At 59.2% G+C, this 21013-nt stretch carries 15 protein-coding genes; 9 read left to right on the top strand and 6 right to left on the bottom strand.

From position 1 onward, the window contains the following. Positions 1–25: 25 nt before the first annotated feature. Together ACILSO_RS17305 and ACILSO_RS17300 are read right to left on the bottom strand one after the other, a co-directional pair. The gene (locus ACILSO_RS17305; protein WP_395738691.1) at positions 26–2644 is read right to left on the bottom strand and encodes a hypothetical protein; all 2619 of its coding nucleotides are present in this window, start codon (positions 2642–2644) and stop codon (positions 26–28) included. A gap of 47 nt (positions 2645–2691) precedes the next feature. Beyond that, the gene (locus ACILSO_RS17300; RefSeq protein WP_395738690.1) at positions 2692–3339 is read right to left on the bottom strand and encodes a hypothetical protein; all 648 of its coding nucleotides are present in this window, start codon (positions 3337–3339) and stop codon (positions 2692–2694) included. Positions 3340–3438: 99 nt separating this feature from the next. Between ACILSO_RS17300 and ACILSO_RS17295 the strand changes: the two genes are divergently transcribed. From ACILSO_RS17295 to ACILSO_RS17285, 3 genes are read left to right on the top strand one after another with little or no spacing between them, the layout of a single operon-like run. After that, entirely contained in the window at positions 3439–5520 is a 2082-nt protein-coding gene (locus tag ACILSO_RS17295) for an FAD-dependent oxidoreductase (RefSeq protein WP_395738689.1), read from the top strand. Positions 5521–5524: 4 nt separating this feature from the next. Continuing rightward, positions 5525–6037, top strand: a complete 513-nt coding sequence (locus tag ACILSO_RS17290) for a hypothetical protein (RefSeq protein WP_395738688.1) — start codon at positions 5525–5527, stop codon at positions 6035–6037. A gap of 47 nt (positions 6038–6084) precedes the next feature. Continuing rightward, a complete protein-coding gene (locus ACILSO_RS17285) occupies positions 6085–8532 on the top strand; it encodes a PPC domain-containing protein (RefSeq protein ID WP_395738687.1) in 2448 nt (815 codons plus the stop codon). Positions 8533–8771: 239 nt separating this feature from the next. Here ACILSO_RS17285 and ACILSO_RS17280 read toward each other — a convergent pair whose 3' ends face one another. The 3 genes from ACILSO_RS17280 to ACILSO_RS17270 all read right to left on the bottom strand — a co-directional run bounded on the left by ACILSO_RS17280 (position 8772) and on the right by ACILSO_RS17270 (position 11180). Further along, on the bottom strand, positions 8772–9626 hold the full coding sequence (locus ACILSO_RS17280; RefSeq protein ID WP_395738686.1) for a hypothetical protein: 855 nt from the start codon (positions 9624–9626) through the stop codon (positions 8772–8774). A 12-nt stretch (positions 9627–9638) separates the two neighbouring features. Then, complete coding sequence (locus tag ACILSO_RS17275) at positions 9639–10430, bottom strand: dienelactone hydrolase family protein (protein WP_395738685.1); 792 nt, start codon at positions 10428–10430, stop codon at positions 9639–9641. Between the two features lie 72 nt (positions 10431–10502). Next, entirely contained in the window at positions 10503–11180 is a 678-nt protein-coding gene (locus tag ACILSO_RS17270; protein WP_395738684.1) for a DUF1080 domain-containing protein, read from the bottom strand. 235 nt (positions 11181–11415) lie between these two features. On the opposite strand from ACILSO_RS17270, the gene ACILSO_RS17265 reads away from it, so the two are divergent. From ACILSO_RS17265 to ACILSO_RS17240, 6 genes are all read left to right on the top strand, one after another. Next, positions 11416–15702, top strand: coding sequence for a PAS domain S-box protein (locus ACILSO_RS17265; protein ID WP_395738683.1), 4287 nt, complete (start codon positions 11416–11418; stop codon positions 15700–15702). Positions 15703–15851: 149 nt separating this feature from the next. Beyond that, positions 15852–17531, top strand: coding sequence for a ribulokinase (locus ACILSO_RS17260; protein WP_395738682.1), 1680 nt, complete (start codon positions 15852–15854; stop codon positions 17529–17531). A gap of 13 nt (positions 17532–17544) precedes the next feature. Further along, positions 17545–18312, top strand: coding sequence for a hypothetical protein (locus tag ACILSO_RS17255; protein WP_395738681.1), 768 nt, complete (start codon positions 17545–17547; stop codon positions 18310–18312). Between the two features lie 59 nt (positions 18313–18371). Then, a complete protein-coding gene (locus tag ACILSO_RS17250; RefSeq protein WP_395738680.1) occupies positions 18372–19676 on the top strand; it encodes a PQQ-binding-like beta-propeller repeat protein in 1305 nt (434 codons plus the stop codon). Between the two features lie 38 nt (positions 19677–19714). Beyond that, positions 19715–20083, top strand: a complete 369-nt coding sequence (locus tag ACILSO_RS17245; RefSeq protein WP_395738679.1) for a hypothetical protein — start codon at positions 19715–19717, stop codon at positions 20081–20083. Positions 20084–20179: 96 nt separating this feature from the next. Then, entirely contained in the window at positions 20180–20548 is a 369-nt protein-coding gene (locus tag ACILSO_RS17240; protein ID WP_395738678.1) for a hypothetical protein, read from the top strand. 7 nt (positions 20549–20555) lie between these two features. Here ACILSO_RS17240 and ACILSO_RS17235 read toward each other — a convergent pair whose 3' ends face one another. After that, positions 20556–20996: a hypothetical protein gene (locus ACILSO_RS17235; protein ID WP_395738677.1), complete on the bottom strand. Its 441-nt coding sequence runs from the start codon at positions 20994–20996 to the stop codon at positions 20556–20558. Between the last annotated feature and the right edge of the window lie 17 nt (positions 20997–21013).

The following is a 21013-nucleotide window of genomic DNA, read 5'->3' as shown; positions in this document are numbered from 1 at the left end:
GGGTGCTGCCACGAGGGGCATGGCCTCAAGGTTTTGCTTGCACCCACACGGGGGAAGACCAGGCCATGTTGCCGTCGGCTTGTTCGACGCGAAGATAATAGCGGTTTTCGCCGGGGATGGGAGACTCGTCTGTGTAGGTCTGAGCGAAGGTTTTTCCTTCCACTTCCCACTGCTGGTAGTTCTGCTCATTGCGCACGAGGGTGACGCGGCTGATCTCGGCAGTGCCGTCCACGCTGAATTTGAGGACGGGCTTGCCGGTGATGGCGATCTCGGTGCCGAGGAGGTGATTGTTGCAGGAGAACTCGACGAAGATTTTGTCCGTGGCGGCGATGGTGCGGCGGGCCTGGATGCCTTCGATGATGCCCTCACGGGTGAAATCCTTCACATAGACGCCGCCGTAGCTGGTGTGGGTGGAGATGTGGTCGCTGTCTGCCCAGACGCCGAGCTTGTGGCCTAACTCAAGTGCGTGCTGATAGACGCCGTTATTCTTCTCGGTGAAGCTGCGGATGGGCTGGCCGACGACGGGTTTGCCGACGACGGTGGAGGCGTGGTTGTAGTCCTGCCCGACGCGCATGCCGACGGTGGGCTGGGGGACGTTCTGGCCTTCATAGCTGACGCGTGCACCTTGATAAATTTCGAGCACGTTTTCAATGCGGTGGTCGATCGGCGGGATCTGATCCCAGTCGGTGCCCATGCTAGTGGCGCCGGTGTGGCTGATGGCGGTGACGGGTTTGCCATACCGGACGAGGACGTCCCAAAGCTCTGTGGGGTGCAGCTCGGGCGTGCCTTCGGTTTTAACGGGGTAGAGCTTCTGCCAGGGGGAGTCGAGGTAGTTTTTGCGCTGAATGTACACGATGGGGCCGCCGCGCTGGGCGAAAATGACATTGCGATGGCCGAGGGGCCACTTCTGCTCGCGCTCGTAGGCGTACATGCTCATGAAGAAGCCGGGAGAGTAGAAGATCTCGGTCATCTTCTGGTTCAGCCACCACTCGTAGGGGTGGTAGATCTTGGCGATGTCCGTGTGGTCGCTGGTCCCGAGGGTGTCGAGCTTGCCCATGTCCCAGGCATAGCGGTACTGCTCGAGCACGCAGCCGTCGTTGGCGGTGACGCAGTTTGAGATGTCGGTGTGGCGGTGGTAATCACCCCAGTAGAGCTTGTAGGTGACGCCGTCGTGGGTCCACGTGTGGCGCTCGCTGCGATCGCGCTCAGGCGTGGTGGGATTGATGTAAGCGGCGAAGGGTTCGCGCGGAGCGACGGCTGGCGGGGTGACGAGGGGAAGTTCAGTTTCTGTGGCAATCTTGGCGAGTTGGATGCCGGTGGTGAGCTGGAGCTTGGAGGTACGGAGGTCGCTGGACCAAGCCATCCAGAGGCTGCCGTCTTTGCCGAGCACATGGGAAGTCTGGCGGTCCTGGGTGTACACGCTGTCGGGGACGAGGAAGGGCTGGGTCCACTGCTTGGTGGCGGGCTCGTAGCGTGTGAGGGCGATCTGCCAGCAGAAGTTTTTGAAATAACGAACGGTAAGCCAGGGGCGGCCCGCGGCATCGAGCATGAGGTGGGGGAGGTTCACAGCGCCGATCTCGTTGGGAGCGGGCTTGCCCTTGGCCTTCGCCTGAGCGGCCTGGGCTTTGGCACGTTCTTCCGCCTTGGCTTTGGCCTTGGCATTATTGCCACGCGGTGGTGTGGCTGCTGCGGCGGCGGCTTTGGGTGCGGGCAGTCCTTTGAGGAGAGCGTCAGGGCCGGGAAGCTCTTCGACTTTGCCACTGGCAAGATCCCAGTAGGCGATGACGAGATCGCGTCGGCCATTGAGTCCGACCTGGCCGCCGTGGGCGCGCATGTCGAGGCCCCACTGCTCATTCCCGCGCTCGCAGGCGAGCCAGATGCCCTTGCCGTCCTGAGCGGTGACGGCGTTCACGCGGCCTTCGTAGCGGCTGGTGGCGATGAGCTGCTTGGTATCTCCCACGGTCGTGTCGGCATTGACGTGGGTGGCATAGATGTTGAACTCGTTGCCGCGGGAGGCGTCGTAGCAGATCCAGGCGCCGCCTTTGCCATCGAAGGCGACACATGGCTCCCAGTCTCCGGCGGGATCGGTGGTGACTTTGATGTCATTGGTCCAGCTGTTCTTCTTGGAGTCGAAGATGCGGCAGAAGACATCTCCCAGCGTGCCATACATTCCCTGCCAGACGACCCAGACATTGCCGGCGGGATCGACGGCGGCCTTGGCGAATGCGCTGCCGCCCTTTGGAGAGCTTGCGAGTGACATGGTGGCCTGCATTTTCGCCGGCGTGCGTTCGTAGGGGATCTGGGCGCACTTGAGCTCCATGATGTCGTTTTCATTCACCTGGGACCAGAACACGTGGAGCGAGCCGCTGCCGTCTCGGACGATGGAGGGCTGATGAATGATGCCGGGCTGGCCCACGGTGATGACATCGCTGAGAGGGCCGTCGGTTTGTTTCGCCACATGCAGCGTGTCTTCCTTGCCATCCCACTGGATGAAGGCCACCCAGGGCCTGCCATCGCCATCGACGCAGACGGAAGGATAGTCGCTCTGGTGGCCTTCGAGGCGCAGTGCATTGACCTTGGGGAGGAGATTTTGCGCCAGGGCGGAGCCGGCAAAAAGGAGAGCGAGGCAGGCGGGTCGGAACATGACGTGTAAACATTCCGTTTGCCGAATCCTTTCATGCAGCGTGCAGGCTACTCGCCCTTATAGCCCCTCCTGCTTCCGAGCTGGATGTGCGTTTGCACGGTGTGGCCGCAGCTTTGGCAGCGGTACGATACGGGCCGGCTGCCCTTGAACCTCATGCGGCCGGTCTTGCAGGCGGGGCAACGGGGAGGGAAGACAAAAATCAGAAGCGCCGCCGGCCCAAGACAGCACAGCACAAAGGCAAGGGGCTGGCTCCAAGCATTCCACGGGGGAGGCGGGGCCAGATTCAACAGGCCGAAAGCGCCAGTGGCGGCGACGATGAAGCCAGCGAAACCGCTGATGGAAATCCAGCGTGCATGCCGGGTACAGGCATCATGCCCGGGTGTTTCTTCTTTTGGGGCTTCCTTGCGCGCGATGGAAAGCGAGAAACGCAGCATGGCTGCAAAGAGGCAGAGGGTCACTCCTGCGATGACGAACGTCGTGCGTGCGGATGAAGCATCGCCTTTGTGCAAGTGCTGCCAGCCCCCCAGCAGACACAGAATGCCAATGCAGAACGGGAACAATGAGAAGGCCGCTAGGAACCATTTGAAGGTGTTCTTCGGCTGATAAACTCCAATGCCGAGCGTGGCGATGAAGGCCAGGACGATTCCGGCCAACGCGGCCGAGCCTCCCCACTTGGTCAGAATCTCGTAGAACATGGATGGCGGCGATTTTGAAGGGAGTTGTCATTGCAGCAAGGCCCGTTTTCAGCTCAGGTGGCGGAACAACCGGTGACCTCTCCTTCTTCAACCATTCCTATGCGTGTCTTTCATTCCCTCGCAGCCGTTTTCATTTCCCTGTCGTCCCTCCGGGCCGCCGATCACGACATCGTCATCTATGGCGGCACCTGTTCCGCCGTGATCGCTGCGGTGCAGGCGAAGAAGATGGGCAAGAGCGTGATCGTCGTCTCTCCGGACAAGCATCTGGGCGGCCTGAGCGCGGGCGGGCTGGGATTTACCGACACGGGCAACAAGGCGGTGATCGGCGGACTCTCACGCGACTTTTACCACCGTGTGTGGCTGCATTACGACAAGGACTCGGCATGGGTGCAGCAGAAGAAATCCGAATACGGCGGCAAAGGCCAGGGCACCCCAGCGGTGGATGGCGAGAACCGCACGATGTGGATCTTTGAGCCGCATGTGGCGGAGCAGATCTTTGAAGATTACGTGAAGGAGTTTGGCCTGGAAGTGGTGCGCGACGAGTGGCTGGACCGCGCCAAGGGTGTGAAAAAGGCGGGAGACAAGATCACCTCCATCACCACGCTGAGCGGGAAGACTTATGCGGGGAAGATGTTCATCGATGCGACTTATGAGGGCGATCTGATGGCGGCGGCGGGCGTGGACTACCATGTGGGACGCGAGGCGCAGAGCGTGTATGATGAGAAGTGGAACGGCATCCAGGTGGGCGTGCTGCACCATCGTCACCACTTTGGCGCGGTGAAGGAGCCGATCAGCCCTTACAAAGTGCCGGGAGACCCCAAGAGTGGCGTGCTGCCACGAGTGAGCACGAAGCCACCGGGTGAATATGGCGCTGGCGACAAGGGGGTGCAGGCCTACTGCTTCCGCTCTTGCTACACAAATGATCCGAGCAACCGCGTGCCGTTTCCCAAGCCGGATGGCTATGATGCGAACCAGTATGAAATCCTGCTGCGTGTGCTGAACACGGGCTGGGGCGAGTTCTTTGAGAAGTTTGACCCGATCCCGAACCACAAGACGGACACGAACAATCATGGTCCGTTCAGCTTTGACAACATCGGCTATAATCATGATTACCCGGAGGCCAGCTATGAGCGGCGTCGTGAGATCATCGCCGAGCACCGGCAGTATCAGCAGGGGCTGATGTGGTTCGTGGCGAATGATCCGCGCGTGCCGAAGAAGGTGCAGGAGGAACTGCAGACCTGGGGCCTGCCGAAGGATGAGTTCACGGACAACGGCAACTGGAGCCACCAGCTCTACATCCGCGAGGCGCGGCGCATGATCGGCAGCTATGTGATGACGGAGAACGAACTGCTGAAGAAGCGTCCGACGCCGGACAGCGTGGGCATGGGCAGCTACGGCATCGATTCCCACAACATCCAGCGTTACATCACCCCCGAGGGCTATGTGCAGAATGAAGGGGACATCGGCGTGAGCACGAAGGGACCGTATGAGATCGCGTATGGCTCGCTCGTTCCGAAAAAAGGGCAGGGGAGCAATCTGCTCGTGCCGGTGGCCATGTCCGCCAGCCACATCGCCTATGGCAGCATCCGCATGGAGCCTGTCTTCATGATCCTGGGGCAGAGCGCGGCGACCGCTGCGGCGATGGCGATTGATGCGGGGATCCCTGTCCAGAGCGTGCCGTATGAAGAGCTGAAGGCGCAGATTTCCAAAGACGGCCAGATCCTGCACTACGACGGCCCCAAAACGATGAAGGGCGTCGATCCGAAAACCCTCAAGGGCATCGTGATGGACGACACCGAAGCCAAGGTCACTGGAAACTGGCATGAAAGCGGAGCCGCCAAATCCTTTCTCGGAGACGGTTACAGCCACGACGGCAATGCCAAGGACGGAAAATGCAGCCTGCGTTTTGAGCCCAAACTGACGAAGCCCGGCAAGTATCGTCTCATGCTGGCCTCTCCTCCAAACAACAACCGTGCCAGCAATGCGCCGGTGGAGGTGCAGCATGCGGGCGGCGTGAAGAAGCTGACGGTCAACCTCAAAGCACCAAAGGAAGGAGAAGGGCTGTTCTGGATCGATCTGGGTGAATATGAGTGCGGTAATGACACTGCGATCACCATTTCCAACAGCGGCACGGACGGGTATGTGGTGGTGGATGGAGTGAGGTGGGTGCCGACGGAGTGACTGTATGAATCAGGAGAAACTCCGGCAGCGTTACCGCCTTGTCCTTGGCCTGTTCATCATCTGTCTCATCCTGAGCGGTTTGACGGCCTTTCCGCTGCTGCATGAGCTGCGGCTGATGGCTTCATGGCTTGGGATCGAGGATCATGCGGCCTATGTGAAGCATGATGGGCTGAAACTTTGGATCGCGTATGTCTGGCATGGGTTGGAGGTAACGCAGGAGCAGTTTCCTTTTGTGGCTTATGGCACGGACTGGCTTGCGTTTGGGCACCTGACCATCGCGGTGTTTTTCATGGCGGGGCCGTGGCGGGAGCCGGTGGCGAATGCGTGGGTGCTGAAGGTGGGGCTGCTGGCCTGCGCGGCGATCTTTCCCCTGGCGCTGATCTGCGGAGAAATACGTGGCATCCCGCTGACATGGCGGCTGATCGACTGCTCGTTTGGGCTGTTTGGGGCGCTGCCGCTGCTGTATTGCCTGCGCCTGACGCGTCAGATGAACCCAGGAACTTCACAGAGTTCGTAATTTTCTGCTTTTTTGGGGCGTATGCCTACCGACCCCTCAACCCTGTCATGTCCTACATCCGTCATTTGTTCCTCATCACCGCAGCCTGTGCCACCAGTGCTTTTGCCGCGTACCCCACCTTTACCACAACGGTGCCAAACGGCGGCCAGCGTGGCACCGAGGTGAAGCTTACCGTCACGGGAACCCAACTGGCGGACTTTGAGAGCCTGATTTTCTTCTCGCCCGGCTTCACCCAGAAGAGCGTGGACAAGGTGGAGGCCAACAAGGTTCAGCTGACGATTGGCATCGCCCCAGATGTGCCGCCGGGAAATCACCTGATGCGCATTCGCACGCGGACGGGCATCTCGCATGCGCGTCAGTTCTTTGTGGGCATCTTCCCCAATGTGGAGGAGAAGGAGCCGAACAGTGATTTTGAAACTCCGCAGGTCATTCAGCTGAACCAAACGATCGAAGGCGTCGTCCAAAATGAGGACGTGGACTACTACCGCGTGAGCCTGAAAAAGGGCCAGCGCCTGTCCGTGGAAGTGGACGGTCTGCGCTTGGGTTACACGGTGTTTGACCCGTTCCTGGCCATCATCGACAAGGACCGGTTTGAAAAGGTGATCTCGGACGACACCATCCTGCACCGTCAGGACGGCTACTGCTCCTACGTGGCCGAGGAAGACGGGGACTACACGGTGATGATCCGCGAGTCGTCCTATCGTGGTGGTGGCAATTCCTACTACCGCCTGCACGTCGGCAGCTACCGGCGTCCGGATGTGGTGTACCCTGCTGGTGGCAAGATCGGCTCCAAGACCAAGGTGCGCTTCATCGAGCGTGACAGCGCCTTTGAGGAAGAAGTACAGGTGCCGGCGGAAATCGATCCCGACTTCATGCTCTTCTCCAAGACGCAGGAACCCGCACCTTCCGGCAATCCATTCCGCCTGGTGAACTATGACAATGTGCTGGAAGCGGAGCCCAATGACGAGCAGGCGAACGCCACTTCCGCCGCCGCTGGTGAGCCGATCGCCCTGAACGGCATCATCGAAAAGCCGGGTGACATTGATTATTTCAAGGTGCCGCTGAAAAAGGGCATGACGCTGGAGGTGCAGGCTTTTGCGCAGAGCATCGGCTCCCCACTGGACAGCGTGGTAAACGTTTACAACGCGAAGGGCGGCTCCCTCAGCGGCAATGATGACGGTGGCGGCCGCCGCCGTCTGGACAGCAAGTTCAAAGTGGCGATCCCCGCTGATGGTGACTATTTCGTGCGTGTGACGGACCACCTGGAGCGTGGAGGCGCGAATTACGTCTATCGTCTGGAACTCGTCGCGGCCGAGCCCGAGGTCTTCTTTGCCTCCCCGCAGTACACGGTGAACGACAACAACTACCGCCAGTTCATTCCGGTGCCGAAAGGCGGCCGCTATGCGACGCTGGTGAACATCAGCCGCAACAATGTATCGGGCGACTTCAAGTTCGCCGTGCAGAACATGCCGCAGGGCGTGAAGCTCCTCACCGAACTGGCTCCGAAAGATCTGGGCAATGTGCCGCTGCTTTTTGAAGCCGCCCCGGATGCTCCGCTGGGACATCAGGTGGTGCCGATCACTCTGAATGCAGTGGATCCGAACACGAAGACGAAGGGCAAGCTGCGGCAGGAGTTTGACATCGTGCGCAACGGCAACGTGGTCTATTACACGCAGATCGAAGACCGCCTGCCTGTGGCTGTGGTGGAAGAAGCACCCTATTCCCTTGAAATCGTGAAGCCTGCAGTGCCGCTGGTGAACAACGGCATTTTGGAGCTCAAGGTGGTGTCCAAGCGCAAGGAAGGATTCAAGGCGCCGATCCGCGTGTTCATGATCTGGAAGCCGAGCGGTGTCAGCTCGCTGGGAGAGCAGACCATCCCCGAAGGCCAGAACGAGTGCGTCTTCCAGCTTGATGCGAATGCCGGGACGCCGGCGGGAACATGGAACTTCACGGTGATGGGCGAGGCCGATGCCGGCGGTGGTCGTATTTACAATGCCTCACCTTTCACCGCAGTAGTCACCGCGCCTGCCTACCTCAACGCTCCTGCGATTCCGCTGGTGGCGGTGGAGCAGGGGAATGAGGGCATCATGGTTGCCAAGCTGGAGCAGCTTCTGCCATTTGAAGGCGAGGCGACTGCCCAGGTGCTTGGCGTGCCGGACACCATCCCGATCGAGCCGGCCAAAATCACCAAGGACACCAAGGAAGTGTCCTTCAAGGTGAAGACCGATGACAAATCACCCATTGGCAAGCAGGCCAATCTGTTTGTGCGGGTGGACATCCCTGTGAAGGGCACGAATACGACAACCATTCACCGCATTGCTTTGGGCTCCATCCTGCGCATCGACGCTCCACGCAAAGTGGTGGCACCGCCCGCCGCACCGGTGGTGGCTGCCAACAAGCCGAAAGAAGAACCCAAGCCTGCGGCTCCGGCTGCACCGAAGGTTCTCTCACGCCTGGAGCAGCTGCGCATGGAGGCGGCTGGGGCGAAGAAGTAACCGTTTGGTTGCGGTTTTGAATTTGAGATGAGGAAGGCTTTGAGGCCTTCCTCGTTTCGTTTTTGGGGATGCCACAGGAACGTGATGCGAGGCCGTTCGAGACCCTGCGAACGCGGCGCTGAATCGACACACTGACTCGCGCCGCTGACTCTTTGGGCAGCCTGCGACCGTCTACCTTCTGCGCTCCGGTTCCGGGAACGTTGGTGCGTTTATGATCAAGCGTCAGTGCGTATGGAGCACTACTTGGCGTGGGGAAGATCCCATGCCTTCAGCCACTCGACCTTGGTGCGCTTGAATCCCTTCTTGAGGAGGCGCTCCTCCATGTCGCCGAGATGGGCCGCACCGTAGAAGATAGCGAGGCGCTTTTTGCCGGCGGCAATTTCTTTGTCGAGCACCTGGAGGGCGACTTTGTTGCGCTCGCCGACGAGGACGGTGCCGTCACCCGTTTCAATGCCGGCCATGATTTCTTCCACGCTGTCGAACTCCTGGGCGATCATGCGCTTGAGCTCGGTACTGCTGTCTTTCATGGTGAGGATCTTGAGCAGCATGACCATGCCTGCGGCATCTGAATTGACGCCCCGCTTCTCATTGACCTCCTTCTGGGCCTGCGCGGCTTTGAGGTAGAGGGTGAGGAAGTTTTCCTGCTTCTGGGTCTGTGTCTGCGTGAACTGGGACATGTCCATGTCCGCGTGCACGAAGTTTTTGGCCTTGTAGTCGATGCCTTCAAGCTGGCCGTGGAGCTTGAGGGTGTCCCGCATCATGGTTTGCAGCTGGCCTACCCACGCCAGCTTTTCCGCCTCCTTTTTGACCTCGGGTTTGCCACGATCTTCGAATGAAGGGCCGACGAGTTCATAAAGCACGGCGTCGTAACTTTTGAAGCGCAGGTTCAAGGCATCGAAATAGGCCTTGTCCGCGATGTGGATGGCGCCGACGAGATCCACTTTGACCTTCTGTGGTGACTCATAGCTCACGACGGCGGTCTGCAGACTGTCGCTCTTCTCTTCCTCCACAAAACGGATGAAGTTTGTGGGCTCCTCTGCTGCCGACAGCACGGCAAAGGCCAGTGTGACTTGCAGCAGAAGGAGACGTTTCATGGGAGTGGGGGATCAGCCTTCGGTTTTGAAGATGCGCGCAAAGAACGCCTTCATTTCCTCCCAGGAGGCCTTGTCTGCGGCCTCGTTGTAGGCAGCGCCCTTGCTGTTGTCGTTTCCAGCGGCCTTCTGGGTGAAGGAGTGCACCGCACCGGGGTAGCTGACGAGCTTGTAGTCCACTTTGGCGTCTTTCATTTCCTGCTCGAAGGCGGCGATGTCCTTGGCAGGCACGAAGGGATCATCCGCGCCATGCAGGGCGAGCACCTTGCCCTTGATGTTTTTGCCGTCGGCAGGCGTTGGGGAATCGAGCCCGCCATGGAAGCTGACGACCCCCTTGATCAAGGCTCCGCTGCGAGCGAGCTCGATGACGCCGGTGCCGCCGAAGCAGTAGCCGATGGCGGCGACCTTGGAGACATCGGTATGCGGGTCTTTGTTGAGAACTTCCAGGGCGGAAAGCATGCGCTCACGATAGAGCTTGCGGTCGCTTTTGTACTTTCCGGCTTCCTTGCCAGCCGCAGGTGGCTGGGGGCGGATGCCTTTGCCGTAGATGTCCGCAGCGAAGACGTTATAGCCGAGTTCGGCGAGCATGTGGGCGCGCATCTTCTCGTTGTCGCTCAAGCCCGTCCACTGATGGATGATGAGGATGGAGGGCAGTTTGCCAGTCTTCGCCGTGTCAACAACGTGCAGGCCTTCACAGAGGACGTCTCCGGATTTGTATTCGACGACGGTTTCCTTGATCTCGGCATGCAAAAGACTGGCGGAAAGGAACAAAGAGGAAATGAAAAGCAGGGTTGAGGTAATTTTCATGGTTGTAGGGCATAGTAGGCGGAGGGAGGCGGGTTTTCCAACTCGTTTCCCGTGAGAACTCGAAAGATGATTCTACTTGAGTTCCTGAATGCGGATGTTTTTCCACATGACCTCCTTGCCTGCGGCTTCGGTCTTTTTGCCGATGCCGTGCACCTGGAGGGCGATGACGCCTTCGGCGGTCATGTCATCCGTGAAGTCTGCTGCCGGGACGCCATTGATGAATGTCTTGATGCTGCTGCCGCGGCATTCGATGCGGGCCGTGTTCCACTCTCCCTGTTTGAAGGCTTTACGGGCGGCTTCATTGTTCTTGAGATCAAAGAGCCAGCCGCGGCGGCCTTCATCATAGACGCCGCCGGTGAAGGCACGGGCGCTGGGGTCGATCTCGAACTGGTAGCCGTGGACACGGTCGGCAGGGAACTTTCTCTTTTTTCCGGCGATTTCGACTTCGGTCTCCTGGGTGTAGTAATTGCTGCGGAACTGGATTCCGGAATTCATGGAGGGATCCACTTTGAACTCGAGCTCGAGGATGAAATTGGCGTATTTTTTGGCAGTGCAGAGGAAGGAGTTTCCCGTATCGAGGACGGTCTTGCCCACGATGGCGCCGTTTTCCACGCGATACTCGGCCTTGCCGCTGTGCTGCTCCCATCCGGCAAGAGTCTTGCCGTCAAAGAGCGGAACAAAGGCATCCTCGGCATGAAGGGCGGTTGCAAAGGAAAGAAGGGCAGCAAAGGAAAGGAGGCGGTTGGTCATAGGGCGGTGGTAAACGGGTGGGAAAGCGGCGTCTTTCCGTGCATGTAAAACGGCTGCTACCGCACTGCCATTGAGAGGGTTCGAGGATTAGCAGCGAACAATTTAAGCTAGCATTTATTTGTCGGTAGGGTCAGATAAGTCAGATATTTAGAGAACGCGGTCCGGACCTCCCAGCCACCCACCTGCCGCTTCGAGAGGCCGTCCCGTGTTCTTTCTTGGTGAACCTCAGCTTTAGATGAAACAAACGCCTCCAAAACGCCCGCTCAACACGTCACTGCAGATACGGCTGGCGAGCATTGCGATTTTGGGACTTTTGATGGCTCTGTCCGCAGTGGCTTATTACAGTGGGAGGAGGGTGGAGCGGGACAGCAGCCTGATCGCCCAGGATGCGGTGCCCGGCACCATCCATGCGCACTACATGAGGATGGCGATCTCACGGAATGTCGGTTGGGTGCTGGTGGCTGCCTCAGCGCAGACGAGGGAGTCGCGGGATGCGGGCTTGAAAACCGTGCACGAAGCCGAAAAGACGTTTGTTGATGAACTCAGGCAATATCAGGCGACCATCAAATTGAACCCGGAAGCGGACGGCGCGCTCCTTGCTCAGGTGAAAGAAAAGTCCGAGGTGTTTTTCGAGAAGCGCCGGGCTTTCGAAGCCCTGATTTTAAGCGGAGACAGGAGCGCGAGCGCGGCTTTTCTGGAACGGGAACTCATCCCAGCTTTCCAGCCTGCGATCAAGGCGGCGGAAGATCTCATCACATACAATCACGCCAACAGCATCCGGTTTTCAACTTCGATCCAGCGGAGCGTCAGCGATCTTTACTGGGCGGTTGCGGTGGTGATGGGCCTGGCCCTCGCATGCACCGTGGTGCTGGTTTTCAACATGACGATCCGCTGCAGGGAACTCGGCGAACTGCAGGAGAATGCGGAGAAGTTTTCCAAGGCCTTCAAGTCCAATCCCAGCGGCATCGCCATCACCGAACTCGGGACAGGAAAGTTCATTGAGGTCAATGACAGCTACTGCCGGATCATCGGCTTTTCTCCGGAGGAGGTGATCGGGCATACATCGCTGGAGCTTGGAATATGGGAGAGTTCCGCCGCGCGGAGCCGCATCTTTGAGCCTCTCTACAGCGGCGGCTCCCTGCGCGACATTGAGATGACCGCGATCATGCGGGGTGGCGGTCGCAGATTGGTGAACGTCAACGCGGACCCCATCGAGCTGGGAGGGAAGGCGTGTGTGATTTCATCCGTGGCGGACATCACCGAACGCCAGGAACTGCAGCGCAAGCAGGAGCAGCTGGCGGCGATCGTGGAATTCTCTGATGACGCGATCATTGGCAAGACGCTGGAGGGCATCATCTCGAGCTGGAACCGCGGAGCGGAGAGAATCTTTGGCTACACAGCGCAGGAGGCCATCGGCCAGACATTGCTGATACTGTTTCCGCCGGACAGGATCCAGGAGGAGAAGGTCATTCTCGAGAGGATATCGCAGGGAGAAACTGTTCACCATTTCGAGACCGTGCGCGTCCGCAAAGACGGACGTCGGATCTCCATCTCGGCGACGATCTCTCCGCTGAGGGATGAAGAAGGAAAAGTGACCGGGGCTTCCAAAATCGCGAGAGACATCACCGCGCAGAAAAAGGCTGATGAGGCTGTCAGGGAAGGCGAGGCGCGCATCCGCAGCCTGGGGGACAATCTGCCCAGCGGCATGATGTACCAGCTGGACATGGGCGCTGACGGGCTGGAGCGGCGCTTTACCTATGTCAGCGCGGGGGTGGAAAAGCTGCACGAAGTCACGGCCTGGGAGGTGCTGCAGGATGCACAGTTTATTTATGGGCAGGTGGCCGAGGCAGACCGGCCGCTCGTCGTCGCACGTGAGGCCGACGCCCTGGCCCGCATGCAGCCGTTTATGGCAGAACTGCGCATGCGAATGCCCTCCGGCGCGGTGCGCTGGAGCCTCTTTACTTCAGCACCACGCCGGGCCGCCAACGGACATGTGCTGTGGGACGGAATTGAGCTGGACATTACCGCGCAAAAGCAGGCGGAGGAGTTCCTGCGCCAAAAACAGGCCCAGTTGATTCAGGCCATGGAGGTGGCGAAGCTCGCCCACTGGGAGTTCGACGTGGCGAAAAACATCGTCACTGCGGATGAATACATTTTTCAAATGCTCGGCACCGCCTCGCAAAGCGAAGGCGGGCTTTCGATGTCTCCGGAGGAATATATCCGAAAATTCGTTCATCCTGAGGATGCCTGGATCATCACCAGAGAGGTGGCGCTCGGGGTGGCGGCAACTGACCCGAGTTTTTCACGGCAGTTTGAGCACCGCGTCATCCGCAGGGACGGCATGGAGCGTGTGATGCTGGTGCGCTGCCGGATCGTCATGGGCGAGGGCGGACGCACCGGCAAGATCCTCGGCACAAACCAGGACATCACCGAGCAGAAGCAGGTGGAGCTGCGGATCCGGCAGCTAAACCGCATTCATTCAGTGCTCAGCGCCATCAACAAGACCATCGTGCACGAAAAAGAACCGAAGGCAATGCTGACCAAGGCATGCCAGATAGCGGTGGAGACGGGCGGCTTCCGCATGGCCTGGGTGGGCATGCACGACGCCACGGCCCACAAAGTGCTGCCGGTGGCTTCTGCCGGAATGGTGGACGGTTATCTGGAGCAGGTGAACATCGACTTAAACGACAAGGAGCGCAGCAGCGGGCCTACGGGGAGATGTTTTCAATCCGGGGAGCATTCCATCTGCAATGACATCGAACATGACGTGCGCATGGCGCCGTGGCGTGAGGAGATGCTCGGGCGCGGATACCACTCGTCCGCCAGCTTTCCGCTGAAGACCGGAGGCAAAGTCCGCGGAGTTTTCACCCTTTATTCAGAGGAGAGCGCTTTCTTCAACGAGGAAGAAATGCTGCTGCTGGACGAACTGGCCATGGACATCAGCTTTGCCCTGGAGGTGGGGGAGAGCGAGGCGCGGCGCCGGCAGGCGGAGCAGGAACTGCGCTGGCGTACAGCCTTCTTTGAGGCGCAGGTGCACTCCGCCATTGATGGCATTCTGGTGCTGGACAGCACCGGGAGAAAGCTGCTGCAAAACCGGCGCATGAACGAGCTGTGGAAGATACCGCCTCACATCGCCGATGATCCGGACGATGCCCCGCAGTTCCAGTTTGTGCTGGGGCGGGTGAAAGAGCCGGAGTACTTTGTGCAGAAGACGACGCACCTGAACGCGCACCCGGACGAGTCCAGCAGCGATGTGATCGAGCTGGTGGACGGCACCATCCTTGAGCGGTACTCCGCGCCCGTGCGGGGGCGGGACGGAACCTACTACGGACGAGTGTGGACCTTTCATGACATCACCGGGCGCAAGAAACTGGAGAAACAGTTTCTCCGGGCACAGCGGATGGAAAGCATCGGCACGCTGGCCAGCGGCGTGGCGCATGACCTGAACAACATCCTCACTCCCATCATGATGTCCGTGGCGGTGCTGCGCATGGGCACCTCCGAAGACAAGCGCAAGAGCCTTTGCGACACCATTGAGATGAGCGCGCAGCGCGGCGCGCAGATCATCAAGCAGGTGCTCACCTTCGGCAGGGGATACGAAGGGGAAAAGCAGCCGCTGAGAGTGGGCAGTCTGATCCACGAGATCGAGCAGATGATCCGCAGCACCTTTCCCAAAAACATCAGCATGGAAACAGAGATAGAACCCAGCCTGCGGCTCGTGCTGGGAGATGCCACCCAGATGCACCAGGTGCTGCTGAACCTCTGCGTGAATGCACGCGATGCCATGCCAAACGGCGGTAAGCTGATTTTGAGCGCGGCCAATCTGGACATCGACCTCAGCTACGCCAGCATGGTGCCGGAGGTCACGCCGGGGGCCTATGTGCTGCTGAAGGTGACCGACACTGGCAGCGGCATACCAGCGGAAATACTGGAACGCATCTTTGACCCATTTTTCACCACCAAAGGGGTGGGCAAGGGGACGGGGCTCGGCCTCTCCACAGTGCATGGCATCGTCAAAAGCCACGGGGGCATACTCAAGGTGGAAAGCGAGCCCGGGGTGGGAACGATCTTCAATGTCTATCTGCCGGCTGCGGCGAAACAGGATGGTGCGGTGGAAGGCGGCGATGCCGCGGAGCCGCCGGCCGGCCATGGGGAGCTGGTGCTGGTGGTGGATGATGAGCCTGCAATAACAAGCGCGGCACGCTCTGTGCTGGAAGCAAACGGCTACCGCGTGCTGCTGGCGAGCGATGGGATCGAGGCGATCGAGATCTTTTCCAAAAACATGGGTGAAATCGCCCTTGTGCTCACGGATGTAATGATGCCCGTGATGGACGGTGTGCTCTTCGTGAGAACGCTGAGAAAACTGTGCTCGAAAGTGCGGGTGATCGGGTCGACCGGGGTGGCGGAGAAAGGGCATTTGGGCCAGCTGAATGCTTTGCATGTGGAGCATGTGCTGTTTAAGCCTTACAATGCCGCCACGCTCCTGCGTACGATTCATGGGGTGCTGCACCAGGACGCGTAGCATTGGAGGGGAAGGTGCGGCCCTTGCCGGAAGAGACTGCAATGGCGGCATCAAGAAAAGGCACGCCGAGGTCACAAAGCTTGTCCGGTTTTGGCTGGCACTGGGAGATGAATCCGCTACAAGATCGGCACACTGCTTAAATCCAACCCATGAAGCGCTACTCTCTCGGCATCGACTACGGCACGAACTCGTGCCGCTCTCTTCTTATCGACCTCGACAACGGCGCGGAGGTGGGCTCGACGGTGTTCAACTACCCGAGCGGGGAAATGGGCATTCTGCTGGACCCCAAAGACCCGCACGTGGCGCGGCAGAATCCGCAGGATTATCTCGACGGGCTTGAGGCTGTGACGCGCGGGGCGCTGGCCCAGGCGGCGGAAAAGGTGCCAGGGTTTGATGTTGCGCAGGTGGTGGGCATTGGCATCGACACCACGGGCAGCACGCCCATCCCGGTGAATAAAGAAGGCACGCCGCTGGGGCTGCTGCCGGAGTTTAAGAACAACCTCAATGCCATGGTGTGGCTGTGGAAAGACCACACGGGCTATGCGGAGGCTACGGAAATCACCAAGCTGGCGCATGAGATGCGGCCGAACATCATCGCCAAATGCGGCGGCATTTATTCCAGCGAGTGGTGGTGGAGCAAGATCCTGCGCCTCCGCCGTGTGGATGCGGAGGTCTTTGCAGCGGCGTTCAGCTTCGTGGAGCACTGCGACTGGATTCCGGCGGTGCTCACAGGAAACACCGATCCGCTGACGCTGAAGCGCGGGGTGTGCAGCGCCGGGCACAAGGCGATGTACAGCAGCGAATGGGGCGGACTGCCGGACAAGGAGTTTCTGGCCAAGCTGGACCCTGCGCTCGCGGACCTGCGGGACCGGCTCTATTCGGTGGCGCATACTGCCGACACGAAAGCCGGCGGGTTGTGCGCCGAATGGGCGAAGCGGCTGGGGCTGAAGGAAGGAATCGCTGTGAGCGTGGGAGCCTTCGATGCGCATATGGGCGCGGTGGGCGCTGGGATCAAGGAGGGAACGCTGGTGAAGATTCTCGGCACGAGCACCTGCGATCTCATGATTGCGCCGACGAGCAAGCCACTGGCGGATGTGCCTGGCGTGTGCGGCATTGTGAACGGATCGGTGCTGCCAGGATACTATGGCATCGAGGCAGGGCAGAGCGCTGTGGGAGATATTTTTCTATGGTTTGTGAATCACCTCGTTCCGGACAGCTATGGCGCGAGTGTGGGCGAGAAGTTTGTGAACATGGAGAAGGCCATGGCGGGCAAGAAGCCCGGAGCCACCGGCCTGCTGGCGCTGGACTGGAACAATGGCAACCGCACGATCCTGGTGGACGTGCGCCTCACCGGCCTGCTGCTGGGCCAGACGCTGCACACGGAGGCACACGAGATCTATCGCGCTTACATTGAGGCGACGGCCTTTGGTGCGCTGACGATCATCAAGCGCGTGGAGGAATATGGCGTAAAGGTGGAAGAGGTCATCAACACCGGCGGCCTTTCCATCAAGAACGCGACGCTGATGCAGTGCTACGCGGACATCATCGGCAAGCCGATGAAGGTGAGCCAGAGCGAGCAGACCTGCGCCCTCGGTGCCGCGATCTTTGGCGCCGCCGCCGCCGGAGTGGATGAAGTGGGGGCCTTGCAGGCGAAGGTGACGGCCACGCGTGAAAAGGTGTATTATCCCATTCCGGAAAATCAGGCGGTGTATGCCGAGCTGTATGCCCTGTACCGCACGCTGCATGACGCCTTTGGCACGGCGGAGTGGAGCGGGAAGATCAACCATGTGATGAAGGAGCTGCTGGATATCCGGGCGAGGCAGAGTTGAAAGACGAAACGAAATGAACACACGGCTTAGCAGCATCGGTTTCAAAGGAGAGACTGCTCAACTCTTCGAGTGGATAGATCATGCCTACAGGCATCTGACCGAACGCCATGCGACTGCTGCGGGAGACTATGCTGTTTGGAAGTCGGGCACAGGCATTGAATGGTGGACTCAGCTTGAGTCTGATTCCCTGAGATTCATTGACTTTCAGACTCATTTTGCGGGGAAATCGAGCATGGCCATCCGGATTGTTTCTGCCTTTCAACGACCTGAGCTTGGAAGCATGACAGGAGCGTTTCATGCGTGGGTAAATCCGTCAGATGACGGCGACTCACCAGGGGATTTTCCGATCGTGTTTGATGCTCCGGATTTTTACCGCCACGATCTGGCCGGACTGCCTATCGAATGCAGGGTGCAACTGGCCGCTTTCCCTGTCTCGCTGGATGTTTTTGAGAATGAAGCGGTGTATGAAGAGTCACAGCGCGAACGCGAGACAAAGCTGGCGTCTCAAGCGCTGATTCCTGCGGGGTTGTTTCATGTGGAGGAAGGAAAAAGCCCAAGGAGCGAGGCGATATTCAGCGGCAGGGTGCTTGAGGCCTATACCAGAACCAATCCTGTAACCAACATTGAGTTCATTTCGGCTGTGATAGAAACCTATGGCGGGACGATTGACCTGATCACTGAAATCAATCCCGAAACAGACCGGATCAAGACGGGAGCAATTGTTCTGGTGGAGGCAGTGATGACGGGTGCTATCGACGCTTCTCCTCTCGCATGGGCATGATGAATTCTGCGACCTGCGAGCGCAAGCTTTGCCCTGTTGTCGCCGTTTGGCTTCACTGCATGATCTCCTTTCGTTCGCTTTCCCTGCTTCTTGCCCTCACTCCAGCTTTCCTGCATGCCGAGGACTGGCCGCAGTGGCGCGGACCGAGGCTGGATGGGACGTCGAAGGACACTGGGTTTCCGATTTCGGTGGAGGGAAATGTGACGTGGAAGGCGGAACTGCCGGGCAGCGGGCATGCGTCCCCGATTGTGTGGCAGGATCGAGTGTTTATCGTAGCAGCGCTGCCGGAAAATGAGGAGCGCGCTTTGATCTGCCTGGACCGCATGACCGGGAAGCAGCTGTGGCAGTCCACGGTGCTGAAGGCGCCGCCGGAGGGGACGCACAAACTGAACTCGCTGGCCTCCAGCACACCGGCGACGGATGGGGAGCGCGTGTTTACGGCGTTTTTGGACAACACGGAGACTGAGGCCACGCGCGCGGCGAATGCAGGAAGGGAGATCCCCAAGGGTGAGGTGCCGAAGGGGACTGTGGTGATATCGGCGCATGATTTCAGTGGCAAGCAGGTGTGGCAGGTGCGGCCAGGGCTTTTCTCCAGCAAGCATGGCTTCTGCTCCAGCCCGATCCTGTTTGAAGACAAGGTGATCGTGAACTGCGACCATGATGGAGACGGCTACATTGTGGCGCTGGCGCGGACCGATGGCAAAGAGCTGTGGCGCATCGAGCGGCCCAACAAGACGCGCAGCTACTGCGTGCCGCTGATTCGTGAGATCGGCGGGCGCATGCAGATGGTGCTCTCCGGCACGATGTGCGTGGCCAGCTATGACCCGCGCACGGGCAAGCAGCTCTGGATCATGGACGGGCCGACGGAGCAGTTTGTGGCGTCGATAGTGTACAGCGAGCAGAGCGGGCTGCTGTACATGACGGGTGGGTTTCCCGAGCACCACCTGCTGGCCATCAAGCCGGACGGCAGCGGCAATGTGACCAACACGCACATCGTGTGGCGCACGAACAAGGGCGTGTCTTATGTGCCGTCTCCGATCATCGAGGGCAGCCATCTGCTGAATGTGTCGGACTCGGGCGTGGCGCACTGCTTTGATGCGAAGTCCGGCGAAATCGAATGGGAGGAGCGCATGCGCGAGCATCATGCCTCCCTGAGCAGCGCGGAGGGACATGTTTATTTCATCAATGACTTTGGCGTGATGCGCGTGGTTCAGCCGGACAAGAGTTACAAGCTGCTGGCGGAGAGTGAGCTGAAGGAGAAAATCTTTGCCACTCCCGCGATGAGCGAGGGGCAGATCTTCATCCGCAGTGACAAGAACCTGATCTGCCTGGGCAAGCGCAGCGCGAAGACGGCGGCGCGGTGATTTGTGCTATGAGATTTTGCATTTTCCTTCTTTTCACCTTGCTGGCGCACTGCGCCTGGGCTGCTGATGCCATCAACTCTTCCGAGGAGGCGCTGAAGGCGTTTACGGCGATCATGCGGAAGTCCATTGAGCAGCGCACGGGAAAAAAACCTCCTGCTGAGATGAAGCTCGACGAACGGACTGGTGCGAGTTCTTCCACGTCTCTGGAGGTGTATCGGCGGGTAAAGGATACTTTGCTGCCTTCGCAGTATGCAAACGCGATCCAGGTGGGGAGGATGGAGAACCTGCTGCCAGACCGAAAGGTCTGGGTGATCAGCCATTCAGAGAATGTTTACAGCGTGTTTAATGCCGTGCTTGATGCCAAGGACGGAAAGCTGATTTTTCTTTGGTGGATCCCTGAGGGATGAGCATGAGAACGTGGTTGATCGTTCCTGCTGGCGGTCGGAACCCTGGGTGCCGAGCCGTCGGCTGTTCCTCTGCCAGGAAAGCTGGTGAGCGGGAGAGTGGACCTTCTGCTACGATCTCTGCAGACGCTGACCGGCGAGGAAAGGAAAGAGGCTGTCTCTGATCTTTATGATCTTGAAACAAAGGAGCCGGGAGGTGGCGATGCTGTTTTGGATTTCGGTTACAACGTCACCCCGAATGCTGATGGCACGAGGACGATGACACCGCTGCCCGACCGCAATAAGGTGCTCAGAAAGCTGATTCCTGTGCTGGTCGCGGAGATCGACGACAGTGAGGGAATCAAAAACAAAGCATGGTGGATTTTGATTGGTTTGCAGACCGAGTGCCCGCCTCCCAAGCGAGAGGTTTGGGAAAAGTGGTGGAAAGACTCTGGCTCCAAGAAGTTTGCTCCGGTCTCTGCGAGGTGAAGGGGGCTTATTTCTTGCCGGCCTTGCTGTCGGTCAGTTTTTTGGATGCTTTCTGGGCGTCGCGCAGAAGGGCGGCGTATTCATCGGCGCTGCCGTAGCCGGTGCGTGCGGCGAGCTGGGTGCCATCGGGGGCCGTGACGACGACGAAGGGGAGAGTGGTGCCTTTCACTTTGAACTGTTTGCTGAAGAGGGCGCTGGTCTTGGGATCATCGCAGTTCACATCGGCATAGACGAACTTGCTGGGGGAGAGGCGCACATCGCCTTTGGAGATCATGCCTTTGAGTGCCTGGCAGTTGGAGCAGGCTTCGCGGCCGTATTGCACAAACAGCATTTTATCCTGGCCTTGGGCGGTCTCCAAAGCGGACTTCAAATCGGTCACTTTGGGTGGGCCGCCGGCAAGTGCGGCGGTGGCAAACAGGATGGCGAGGGAGGCGAGCAGCGTTTTCATGGCAACGGAGGAAGTGA

The sequence above is a fragment of the Prosthecobacter sp. genome, assembly GCF_044226605.1.
Lineage (GTDB): Bacteria > Verrucomicrobiota > Verrucomicrobiia > Verrucomicrobiales > Verrucomicrobiaceae > Prosthecobacter.
This window is presented reverse-complemented; position numbering and strand designations above follow the sequence as displayed.